This window comes from Acidovorax sp. HMWF029 (assembly GCF_003060895.1).
GTDB lineage: Bacteria > Pseudomonadota > Gammaproteobacteria > Burkholderiales > Burkholderiaceae_C > Acidovorax.
On record NZ_QAIH01000184.1, the window covers coordinates 24,024 to 35,183 of the forward strand.

General features: G+C 63.7%; 11 protein-coding genes and 1 pseudogene. 6 read left to right on the forward strand and 6 right to left on the reverse strand.

The features are described from left to right. Window positions 1–253: pseudogene (locus DBR12_RS22840) on the forward strand (low-specificity L-threonine aldolase); the annotation flags it as partial. A 6-nt stretch (window positions 254–259) separates the two neighbouring features. On the opposite strand, the gene DBR12_RS12705 reads toward DBR12_RS22840, so the two are convergent. Then, on the reverse strand, window positions 260–979 hold the full coding sequence (locus DBR12_RS12705) for a YggS family pyridoxal phosphate-dependent enzyme (protein WP_108617578.1): 720 nt from the start codon (window positions 977–979) through the stop codon (window positions 260–262). A gap of 37 nt (window positions 980–1,016) precedes the next feature. Here DBR12_RS12705 and DBR12_RS12710 point away from each other — a divergent pair, with 37 nt between their 5' ends. From DBR12_RS12710 to DBR12_RS12725, 4 genes are all read left to right on the forward strand, one after another. After that, window positions 1,017–2,060, forward strand: coding sequence for a type IV pilus twitching motility protein PilT (locus DBR12_RS12710; RefSeq protein WP_094289314.1), 1,044 nt, complete (start codon window positions 1,017–1,019; stop codon window positions 2,058–2,060). Window positions 2,061–2,113: 53 nt separating this feature from the next. Further along, a complete protein-coding gene (locus DBR12_RS12715; RefSeq protein ID WP_108617579.1) occupies window positions 2,114–2,749 on the forward strand; it encodes a cyclic nucleotide-binding domain-containing protein in 636 nt (211 codons plus the stop codon). Window positions 2,750–2,825: 76 nt separating this feature from the next. After that, entirely contained in the window at window positions 2,826–3,962 is a 1,137-nt protein-coding gene (locus tag DBR12_RS12720) for a PilT/PilU family type 4a pilus ATPase (RefSeq protein WP_108617580.1), read from the forward strand. 100 nt (window positions 3,963–4,062) lie between these two features. Next, window positions 4,063–4,977 carry an NAD(P)-dependent oxidoreductase gene (locus DBR12_RS12725; RefSeq protein ID WP_108617581.1) on the forward strand — a complete coding sequence of 305 codons (915 nt, stop codon included), beginning with the start codon at window positions 4,063–4,065 and terminating at the stop codon, window positions 4,975–4,977. Window positions 4,978–5,181: 204 nt separating this feature from the next. On the opposite strand, the gene DBR12_RS12730 is transcribed toward DBR12_RS12725, so the two are convergent. The 3 genes from DBR12_RS12730 to DBR12_RS12740 form a co-directional block, all read right to left on the reverse strand. After that, complete coding sequence (locus DBR12_RS12730; protein ID WP_108617582.1) at window positions 5,182–5,847, reverse strand: BON domain-containing protein; 666 nt, start codon at window positions 5,845–5,847, stop codon at window positions 5,182–5,184. Continuing rightward, window positions 5,847–6,446, reverse strand: coding sequence for an SIS domain-containing protein (locus DBR12_RS12735; RefSeq protein WP_108617583.1), 600 nt, complete (start codon window positions 6,444–6,446; stop codon window positions 5,847–5,849). Before DBR12_RS12735 ends, DBR12_RS12730 begins: the two co-directional genes overlap by 1 nt. Before the next feature lie 100 nt (window positions 6,447–6,546). After that, a complete protein-coding gene (locus DBR12_RS12740; protein WP_233244442.1) occupies window positions 6,547–6,975 on the reverse strand; it encodes a YraN family protein in 429 nt (142 codons plus the stop codon). On the opposite strand from DBR12_RS12740, the gene rsmI reads away from it, so the two are divergent. After that, window positions 6,975–7,922: a 16S rRNA (cytidine(1402)-2'-O)-methyltransferase gene (gene rsmI, locus DBR12_RS12745; RefSeq protein ID WP_108617584.1), complete on the forward strand. Its 948-nt coding sequence runs from the start codon at window positions 6,975–6,977 to the stop codon at window positions 7,920–7,922. The two genes, DBR12_RS12740 and rsmI, sit on opposite strands and share 1 nt — an antisense overlap. Window positions 7,923–8,068: 146 nt before the next feature. On the opposite strand, the gene DBR12_RS12750 is transcribed toward rsmI, so the two are convergent. Both DBR12_RS12750 and DBR12_RS12755 read right to left on the reverse strand, forming a co-directional pair. Beyond that, window positions 8,069–9,328: an Hsp70 family protein gene (locus tag DBR12_RS12750; protein WP_108617585.1), complete on the reverse strand. Its 1,260-nt coding sequence runs from the start codon at window positions 9,326–9,328 to the stop codon at window positions 8,069–8,071. A 617-nt stretch (window positions 9,329–9,945) separates the two neighbouring features. Next, the gene (locus DBR12_RS12755) at window positions 9,946–11,028 is read right to left on the reverse strand and encodes an SIR2 family protein (RefSeq protein ID WP_108617586.1); all 1,083 of its coding nucleotides are present in this window, start codon (window positions 11,026–11,028) and stop codon (window positions 9,946–9,948) included. Window positions 11,029–11,160 lie beyond the last annotated feature (132 nt).

An 11,160-nucleotide genomic window follows, 5' to 3' on the forward strand; every position in this document is an offset into this window, starting at 1 on the left:
AGCCAACCGGAGCCACCCAGCGCTGCAGGGCAAGATCACCGTGCTGCCGTGGCAGACCAACATCCTCTTTACTGACCTGCACACGGAGGTGGCCCCGGCCTTCACCGCTTGGTTGGCGCAGCACGGCGTGCGTGTGACCAGCAGCCTGTATGGCGGCGCCACCCGACTGCGTTGGGTGACGCACCTGGATGTGAGCGAGGCGGACGTGACGGTAGCGCTGGACTGCGTGGCGAGCTTCAGGCTGCCAGGCTGAACCCGCTCAAGCGGCGGGGTAGGTCCGTCCACCAAACACCCCGGTGCCCACGCGCACCAGGGTGCTGCCTGCCTGGATGGCGGCCTCCAGGTCGGCCGTCATGCCGAGGGACAGGGTGTCGAACTGTGCAAGACCCGGCTCCTTCAACGCGGAAATTTGGTCAAAAAGTGCCTTTGCGCGCATGTGGATTGCCAGTTGCGCTTCAAACTCAGGAGCATGATCGGGGATGCACATGAGCCCCCGCACCACCAGCCGTGGCAGGTTTGCGACAGCTCGCACCAACTCCATCGCATCGGCGGGCGCCACGCCCGACTTGGTGGGGCCGCCGTCGATGTTGACCTGGATACATATATGTAACGGCGGAAGGTGTTCCGGGCGCTGGGCCGACAGGCGTTCGGCGATCTTGAGGCGGTCCACCGTGTGCACCCAATCGAAGTGCTCGGCCACGGGACGGGTCTTGTTGCTCTGGACAGGGCCGATGCAGTGCCACTGCAGTGCGGCATCGGGCAAGGCGGCACGCACCGCGGCGATCTTGTCCACCCCCTCCTGGATGTAGTTTTCGCCAAAAGCGCGCTGGCCAGCGGCCACCGCCTCCAGCACCGCGTCAGCGCCAAAGGTCTTGGAAACGGCCAGCAGGCCGACGCTGGCCGGATCGCGTCCAGCGGCTGTGCACGCCAGCGCCATCCTGCCCAGAACCTGTTGGAGGTTGTTAGCAATCGTGGTCATAATGTTTGATAAGCGTACCAAACGATTGAGGGACTCCGTGGACATTACCCAACTGCTCGCGTTCAGCGTCAAGAACAAGGCCTCCGACCTGCACCTTTCCGCAGGCCTGCCGCCCATGATCCGGGTCCACGGCGACGTGCGGCGTATCAATGTCGATGCGCTGGACCACAAGACGGTGCACGCCATGGTGTACGACATCATGAGCGACTCCCAGCGCAAGACTTACGAAGAGTTCCTGGAGGTGGACTTCTCGTTTGAAATCGAAGGCCTCGCCCGCTTCCGCGTCAACGCCTTCAACCAGAACCGGGGTGCGGCGGCCGTGTTCCGTACGATTCCGAGCAAGATCCTCACGCTGGAACAGCTCAACGCGCCCAAGATCTTCGGCGACCTGGCCTTGAAGCCGCGCGGCCTGGTGCTGGTGACCGGACCCACGGGCTCCGGCAAATCCACCACGTTGGCGGCCATGGTCAACTACCTCAACGAATCCGAGTACGGCCACATCCTCACGGTGGAAGACCCGATCGAGTTCGTGCACGAATCCAAGAAATGCCTGATCAACCAACGCGAAGTGGGGCCGATGACGCTGTCGTTCGCGGCCGCGCTCAAATCCGCGCTGCGTGAAGACCCGGACGCCATCCTGGTGGGCGAAATGCGTGACCTGGAAACCATCCGCCTGGCCATGACGGCGGCAGAAACTGGTCACTTGGTGTTTGGTACGCTGCACACGTCGAGTGCCGCCAAGACCATCGACCGGATCATCGACGTGTTCCCCGCCGAAGAAAAGGAAATGGTCCGCGCGATGTTGTCTGAATCGCTGCAGGCCGTGATCTCGCAAACGCTGTGCAAGACCAAGGACGGCTCAGGCCGTGTGGCTGCGCACGAGATCATGCTGGGCACCAGCGCCATCCGCAACCTGATCCGCGAAGCCAAGGTGGCGCAGATGTACTCCACCATCCAGACCAGCAACAGTGTGGGCATGCAGACGCTGGACCAGAACCTGACCGACCTCGTCCGGCGCAACATCATCAGCCCCGCAGAGGCGCGCGCCAAGGCCAAGATCCCGGAAAACTTCCCTGGCTGATCTGCCACCATGTACCTTGCGGCGCCATGACCCGCCGCACACCGGAGCACTGTATGAAAGGCATTCTGAGCCTTCTGAAAATGAAAACCCGCAACAGCAAGGTGGGGGACGACCACACGGATTCCGTGTTGTTCTCCACCGCTTTTGCAGGCCAGGGCGTGGACGATTCGATGCTGGTGCCCTGGGAGGCACGCGCCGTCGAGGTGGGCGCCAAGCGCCTGCCCACCAGCCGAGGCGGCAAGCTGCTGCAGGGCCTGTGGGCCAAAGACAAGTACATGGCGCACCTGGACAAGGACGCCGTGGAGCGCATGGAACGCTTCTTCGAATTTGCGGCCATCCCCTCCAACCGCGACGTGATCCGCCAGGATGAGTACGGCAACTTCATGGTGGTGCTGCTCACCGGCACCATTGCGGTGGACCGTGTGCAGCCCTGGGGTGAGCAGCTGCGCCTGGCCGAGACGCGACCCGGCGACATCCTGGGCGAGATGTCTCTGCTCGACAGCGGCATCCGCTTTTCGGCCTGCACCACACTCACCGACTGCGAGATCGCCGTGCTATCTGCCGAGGCCATGGACGACATGATGAGCAAGGACCCCCAGCTCGCCGCCAGCCTGATTGCGCTGCTGGCCCGCAAGCTGTCGCTGCGCCTGCGCGTAGTGAGTGCACGCCTGAGCGACAACCAGAAGTGATGCAGGTGATGCAGCAACCCAAGACCCAGACCCATGAGCGTCCGACAGACGACGACCACCCCCGGGAGAGATTCTGATGGAACGCGATCAGGCCAGTAAATTCATCAACGACCTGCTCAAGCTGATGGTCAGCCGCAATGGCAGCGACTTGTTCATCACGGCAGAGTTTCCACCCGCCATCAAGGTCGATGGCAAGGTGACCAAGGTGTCGCCCCAGCCGCTCACGCCCACCCACACGCTCACGCTGGCGCGCGCCATCATGAGCGACAAGCAGGTGGCCGACTTCGAACGCACCAAGGAGTGCAACTTCGCCATCTCGCCTGCAGGCATCGGACGCTTCCGCGTCAACGCCTTCATCCAGCAGGGCAAGGTCGGCATGGTGCTGCGGACCATTCCGCTCACGTTGCCCACCATTGACGGCCTTGGCGTGCCGCAGGTGCTCAAGGAAGTGACGATGACCAAGCGCGGCCTGTGCATCCTGGTGGGTGCCACGGGCTCGGGCAAGTCCACCACGCTGGCTGCGATGGTGGACTGGCGCAACGAGAACTCGTTCGGCCACATCATCACGGTGGAAGACCCGGTGGAGTTCGTGCACCCGCACAAGAACTGCGTGGTCACGCAGCGCGAGGTGGGCCTGGATACCGACAGCTGGGAAGCGGCGCTGAAGAACACGCTGCGCCAGGCGCCCGACGTGATCCTGATGGGCGAAATCCGCGACCGCGAAACTATGGAACATGCCGTGGCCTTTGCTGAAACCGGCCACTTGTGCCTGGCCACCCTGCACGCCAACAGCGCCAACCAGGCGCTGGACCGGATCATCAACTTCTTCCCCGAGGAACGCCGCGCGCAGCTGCTGATGGACCTGTCGCTCAATCTGCGGGCCATGGTGTCGCAGCGCCTGATCCCCAAGCAGGACGGCAAGGGCCGTGCAGCCGCAGTGGAGATCATGCTCAACACACCACTGATCTCCGACCTGATCTTCAAGGGCGACGTCTCCGAGATCAAGGAGATCATGAAAAAGAGCCGCAACCTGGGCATGCAGACCTTCGACCAGGCGCTGTTCGACCTGTACGAGGCCAACGTGATCAGCTACGAAGACGCGCTGCGCAACGCCGACTCGCTCAATGACCTGCGCCTGCAGATCAAGCTCAACAGCCAGCGCGCCAAGTCGCCCGACCTGGCCCAGGGCACCGAGCACTTCGCGATTGTTTGACCGGGGCTCGCACCGGCTTTCAGGCACCCCGTCACTCCCGCTTCGCCCGCCCTCTTGGGCGGGTTTTCATTTCCACGAACCCTTAAAACCCATCACTGACATGCCAAGCACCAACCCCCGAACCTACGACGCCACCCCTTCCCGCAAGGTCGCCTTCCTGGGCCTGGGGGTGATGGGCTACCCCATGGCCGGGCACCTAGCCCTGGCCGGGCATGAAGTGACGGTGTACAACCGGACCGCTACTAAATCAGTAGCATGGTGCGCAGAGTACGCAGGCGCAAAGGCCCCAAAACATGCTACAACGCCGCGCGAGGCGGCTGCGAGTGTCGACATCGTGTTCTGCTGCGTGGGCAATGACAACGACCTGCGCTCGGTGACCCTGGGGGCCGATGGTGCGTTTGCAGGCATGCAGCCCGGTGCCATTTTTGTGGACCACACCACGGCCTCAGCCGAAGTGGCGCGCGAGCTGTATGCCGCTGCCAAGGCGCAGTGCCTGCAGTTCGTCGATGCGCCCGTCTCGGGCGGCCAGGCAGGTGCGCAGAACGGCCAGCTCACGGTGATGTGTGGTGGCGATGCTGCCGCTTTTGATGCCGCCCAACCCGTGGCCATGGCGTTTGCGCGCGCCTTCACGCTGCTGGGCGACAGCGGCTCGGGCCAGTTGGCCAAAATGGTCAACCAGATCTGCATTGCGGGCCTGGTGCAGGGCCTGTCTGAAGCTGTGGCCTTTGGCCAGAACGCGGGGCTGGATATGAAGCAGGTGCTGGACGTGATCGGCAAGGGCGCAGCCCAGAGCTGGCAGATGGACAACCGGGGCAAGACCATGGTGGACGGCAAGTTCGACTTCGGCTTTGCCGTGGACTGGATGCGCAAGGACTTGGGCCTGGTGCTCGACGAGGCCAAGCGCAACGGCTCGCGCGTGCCAGTGACTGCGCTGGTGGACCAGTTCTATGCCGATGTCCAGCAGATGGGCGGCAACCGCTGGGACACGTCGAGCCTGATCAAGCGGTTGAAGTGAAGCCCCCCTGAGGCGCTTCGCGCCATCCCCCCAAAGGGGGACGCCCCCGGCGCGGCGGGGCAGCCCTTGCGCGGGGGCACTGGGCTGGGCCGCGCCAGTTTTTTTGACGCAGCGCACTACGCGTAGAGCCCAAGAAAAAATCCCGGACCACGCAACGCAGCCCGGGACTTTGAGCCTGACATCAGATGTCAGATGCAGTCGCTCTCAGCCCCCAGCGGGCTGGGTGTCCGTCGTCACCGGCGCAGGCTGGGGCGCGATGCGGCGCAGCTCTTCTTCCGACACGATCTCGAACACCCGCACCACCTTGCGCACATCGCTCACGCCGCGCGCGATCTCGGTGGCGCGGTTGGCTTCGCGCTGTGACACGCGGCCCATCAGGTACACGATGTTGCGCTCGGTCACCACCTTGAAGGAGTTGGCCGAGATGTCCTGCGCGTCCACCAGGCTGGCGCGCACCTTGCCGGTGATGAACGTGTCGTTGGAGCGCTGGCCCAGCGAGCTGTTGGGCGCCACGGCCAGGTCATTGACCACCGAGCGGGTGTTCTCCACCTGCGAGACGATCTGCTCGACGGTCTGGCGGTCCTGGGCATTGGGTACTTCGCCAGTCAGCAGTGCCTGGCGGTTGTAGCTGGTCACGTTGACGTGGACGCGGTCGCCCAGGGTCTCGCGGATGCGGTTGGCCGCCCGCAACTCGATGCCCTCATCTTCGATCTGGGTGCCGGTGGTGCGGCGGTCCACGGCCATCACGCCGCCTACCACGGCGCCACCCACGATCAGCGGGGCACAGGCCGACAGGCCTGCAGCCAGCGCAGCGGCGGCCAGCACCGTGCAGACTGCATGGCGAGTACGGGTCAGGGTTGGGTTGTTCATTACGGAATCTCCTGTTCACCAAGTAACTGGGCATCGACGCCGTCGCACAGGCAGTGCAGCGCCAGGGCATGGACTTCACGCACGCGCGCCGCGCGGTCGTGGGGCACGCTGATCAGCACATCGGTCTCGCGCAGCAAGGCGGCCAGCTTGCCGCCGGTGCGGCCCGTCAGCACCACCACGGTCATGTCGCGCTCGTGGGCGGCTTCGGTGGCGGCCAGCAGGTTGGCGTCGTTGCCGGTGACCGACAAGGCCAGCAGCACGTCGCCTGCCTGGCCCAGCGCCCGCACTTGGCGGGCAAACTGCTGGGCCGCATCCTGGCTGGCCGCCGCTGCGGCCGTGAGCAAGGTGCTGTCGGCGGTCAGTGCGAGGGCGGCCAGCTCGGGTCGCTCGCGTTCAAAACCAGCCACACAAAAAGCGGCAAACTGCTGCGCTTCGGCAGCCGAAGGGCCGTTGCCGCAGGCCAGCACCTTGCCGCCGCTGGTCACGCAGGCCAGCACGGCCTGCACGGCGGCAGCAATGGGGTGGCTGAGGGCTTGCGCAGCCTGGTACTTCAGGTCGGCGCTGTCGATGAAATGCTGTTGGATGCGTTGCTCAAGCATGAGGCCCCGATGATACCCGCCGCGTGTTACAGCTTTTGTAGCAAACCGTACTCACTGGCATTGCCTTGGCGCCTGAACGGACGAAGGGGAACCGATAGCGTCACTGCGCGTCAAAGGCCGCCTTGAGCCATTGCACCGCCCCCTCGACCAGCACCACGTCAAAACGGCAAGGGGGCGGCGACGGCAGGCGCAGCAAATAGTGCCGGGCGGCAAAAATGATGCGCTGCTGCTTGGTGGCGCTGATGCTGGCCCCAGCGCCGCCAAATGCACTGCCCGCACGGCTGCGCACTTCGACAAACACCAGTGTGCCGTCGCGCTCGCGCATCACCAGATCAATCTCGCCACCGCCGCGTCCGGGCGTCCGATAATTGCGCACCACCAGTTGCAGGCCTGCCGCCTGCAGGTGGGCCAAGGCCTGGTCTTCGGCGGCATTGCCACGGTCACGTGTTGTGGTGATTGCAGTGGTCGCCGCAGGTTTGGCGACCCGGCCCGGTGCGCCTTCTGGTTGTCTTTTTTCAAGGAATTTCATTGAGCGCCTCTTTCGCTTCAGCCCTGGGCGCCGCACGCGATGCAGCGGCTGCGCAGCATTATCCCGAGGGCGCGCTGTACGTGGTGGCCACGCCCATCGGCAACCTGGCCGACATCACCCTGCGTGCGCTGCATGTGCTGCAGCTGGCTGACACCGTGGCCTGCGAAGACACGCGCCACACCCAGTCCCTGCTGCGCGCCTATGGCATCGACAAGGGCGCGGCCCAGTTGCTGGCCGTGCACCAGCACAACGAGGCCGAGGCCGCACAGGCCGTGGTGCAACGGCTGCAGCAAGGCCAGCGGGTGGCCTATGTGAGCGACGCGGGCACCCCCGGCGTGAGCGACCCCGGCGCCCGCCTGGTGGCAGCCGTGCACGCCGCTGGCCTGCGCGCCCTGCCCCTGCCCGGCGCCAGCAGCATCACCACGGCCCTCAGTGCGGCCGGTGCCGTGGCCCACAGCGCCGAGCATGGCGGCTTTGTGTTTGCCGGTTTTCTGCCCGTGAAGAATGCGGAACGCGCCAGCGTGATTGCGCAGCAGCTGGCCGCCGAGCCCCGCTGCGTGGTGCTGCTGGAGGCCCCCCACCGCATCGGCGAGCTGGCCCAGGCCCTGGGCGTGCTGGGCACGCGCCCTGTGACGCTGGCGCGCGAGCTGACCAAGCAGTTTGAAGAAATCACCACCCAGCCCGCGCAGGCCCTGTCTGCCTGGCTGGATGGCTCGCCCCAGCGCTCGCGCGGCGAATTCGTGGTGCTGCTGCACCCCGTGCCCGTGGCGGGCAACGACGGCGAAAGCCTGCGGGTGCTGCGCCTGCTGCTGGCCGAGCTGCCCCTGAAAAGCGCCGTGCGCCTGGCAGCCGACATCACCGGTGCGTCGCGCAACGTGCTGTACGACACCGCCCTGGCGTGGAAACGCGACGGATCGAACGGCACCGACGCTGACGCCGCAGACTGACCCCACCACCTGTGGCAGCGGTGGCAGCGGTGAAAAATCTTAGTCAAAATGGCCGTCGCCGCGCGACCATCATTCCTTAATAGCTATCCATTTGATAGCAAACACCCCGGCAACGATCTCACAGCCAAAGCCCCGCCTCTGGGGCCTCAGCCCGACACCGCCAGGCCCGCCGCCACACCACCAAACAGATCGCCCTCGACCTGCGGCGTGGCCGGGAACGCGGTCTTCAGCGCCTGACGCAACGGCCGCAGCGCCGATGAGCCCCCGGTGAGGTAAATCGCCTCCAGCCCCTGCCCCTGCCCGGTCAGCCCGGCGCTGCGCACACAGTCCTGCGCGCAGGCCACCACCTGCGCCAGCGGCTGTTCCAGAAACTGCGCCAGCCCTTGCGATGTCACTGCGGCCGCCAGGTCGGGCTCGATCCAGTCCAGCGGCATGGGCGCATCGGCATCCGACAGCGAGGCCGCAATCTTGGCCTGCTCCACCGTGTTGGCCAGGCGGTGCCCCAGGCGCTCGTTCAGCACCCACATCAGCCGCCCATGCAGGCGCGCATCGGCGTAGTCGGTGCGCAGGTTCTGCGCGTCGCGCAAGGCCCGGGGCGCGTACAGCCACTGGATCAGGTGCCAGGTGGACAGATCAAAGAACACCCGGCTCGGTACCTCACGCCCCGTGGGCCCGACGTGGCGAAAACCTAGCAAGGGCATGAGCAGGTCCAGGCTCAGGCGGCGGTCAAAATCCGTGCCTCCGATGTGCACACCCGCGGTGGCCAGCACATCAGTGCTGCGGTCGGCACGGGCCATGCGCTCCGGGCCCAGGCGCACCACGGTGAAGTCGGACGTGCCCCCGCCAATGTCCACCACCAGCACCAGCGACTCGTGCGCGATGCGCTGCTCGTAGTCCAGCGCCGCTGCGATGGGCTCGAACTGGAACGACACGTTCTCAAACCCCGCCCCCAGCGCGGCCTGGCGCAACGCGTCTTCGGCCTGCTGGTCGCGCTCGGCGTCGCCATCCACAAAATGCACGGGGCGCCCCATCACCACACGGCTGGGCAAGCCGCCCAGCTCGTCGCGGGCCTTCTGCGCCAGCATGCGCAGGAACAGGCTGATGATGTCCTGGTAACTCACCATCTTGTTGTGCACGGCTGTCTTGTCCTGCAGCAACGCGCTACCCAACAGGCTCTTGAGCGAACGCATCAAGCGCCCCTCGGTGCCCGCCAAGTACTGCCCCACGGCATCGCGGCCAAAGTGCGTGCTGTGGTCCTCGCCATTGAAGAACAGCGCCGTCGGCAGCGTGTGCGCCGCCCCTTCCAGCGCAATCATCCGCGCTGGGCCCGCGCCTTGTCGTACCGCCATGGCGGAATTGGAAGTGCCAAAGTCGATACCGAGGGTGGTGTCGTGCAGAAGGGACATGGGAGACGTGCGGGAGAGACTGAAAGGAGAACGGGCATGCGGCAGATCGAGTCGTCCGCCATGCCTGCGCAGCAAAGGCAACATCTGCCTGATCACGGGCGACACAAGAGGCCTTCGCCCATCACGGACACCGTGGTTGCAATGCGAGAAATTGAAAAAGCCCTTGATTCTTTCAAATCAAGGGCTTTTTATATGGTGGCCTGGGGCGGAATCGAACCACCGACACAAGGATTTTCAAGACAACGCCCAGTTTCGGAGTAGCTGCGCCCAAGCCTAAGAATTGTAACGATTTTTCGCGCTCCGTCTGCGCCTCCCCTGGGTGCTTCCGAACTGACCGCCGAACCTTTCGTCCGCCCCACCTGACGAGCCACCACTTTTCCAATCGAATCAATGTGTTGGCGTTGCCGCCTCCGAACCCGCCGACCGAGCACCCTCCGTGACACCGGAGGTTCTCTTCGTGGTAACTCCCGCTGTTCCCTGCTGCATAGGCATCGGGCAGAATTCGGCCAGAAGCGGCCAGTGGTGCGCCTGAAAGCGCACGCTCAACGTTTGACATGAGAGGCTCGACACGGCTTGCCTGGGCGAGTCCTCTCGATGGAAGGTTTATGCGGCTCTGTCTACAGCGCGAGTAGGTTTCGAATCGCGACCTCGGTTTGCGACCAATCCTTCATCCAACCTGGTCTAACGCCCAAATGCACAAGTGCTTCATCGCGAAGGGTCATTAGTCCCGACGCAGCCGGTTCTGTAGTGAGCCAGATGTGATGAGGCGTCATCTCCTTGAGGCCAGTCATTGCATTGAGATCTTGAAGTGCACTTTGATTGGATAGGGCCAGCCATCTGCGCATGTTGGGGTCTGACATGGAAAAGCCGAAGAAAAGCATGCTCGTGGTTTGAGCGTGAAACATGAACAGAGTCTCTGCCCAAGACGACGCAACGGTCGCAACTCGGATGTATTCGCTCTCTAGAAAAACTAGTCTGTCTCGTGAGTCTCTTGGTTCTAGCGCCCCCGCCGCAGGCTTGGGCTTGATTGCTCCGTGGCAGTGATAAACGGGTACGCGCTCCTTGGTGGAATCTAGGGGGCGAAGCACAGTCTTGAGTACGTACTTGGGATGAGAGTGCGGCGGCGGGTCTCGATAGTGTTCGTTGCGCTGATAGAGCTCAAAAAGAGTGTGGAGGAGGGTGTCGGCGTTGAAGCTAACGATTGCCTCTGGCAGTCGATCGTGCTTGACTGCATCAAGAAGAACCCTAACCACAGCAAGTAGGGACGAGGTTGCGTACTCGCGCTCAAAGAACTCGCAGACTCGTGCTACATCCTCGCGTGATGCGTTTCTTGGGCGATCTAAGACGTTGACCAGTATTCCTTCTAGCCCGGCGCTTCTACCGCGTGTGCGCAGGTCTGAGTAGAGGTGCTTTTCGATCAGATCAAAAAACTCGCTGGTGGCTCTTCCTGTCAGCTGATAGTGATTTGCACAAGACTGAATCCAACTGTCGAGGCTCCACGCACTTTCGGAGACGATGTTTTTGAAGTCGTCCTCGCTCAATCCGGTTCCGAAGGTTTCGTTGACCAGCCGACGAGTGAGCTCCAACCACGTTGGAACAATGCCACGCGACAACCCAGCGCCGACGCAGAGCGTCCATTTCCCGGAGCCTAAGTGCCCTCTGAATTTTTGGTGAGTAGCGTCTAGTTGCTTTACCGCCATGCGCGTCCTCCTCGAAATGATTGGGGAGTCGTAAAACGATTAGCGTTTATCTGACGCGAGACAAGCTGCAAGCAAAGCACACCGGCATTCATATCGTCAGATAAACCTCGTTGGAGTAAACCGCGGCCCACA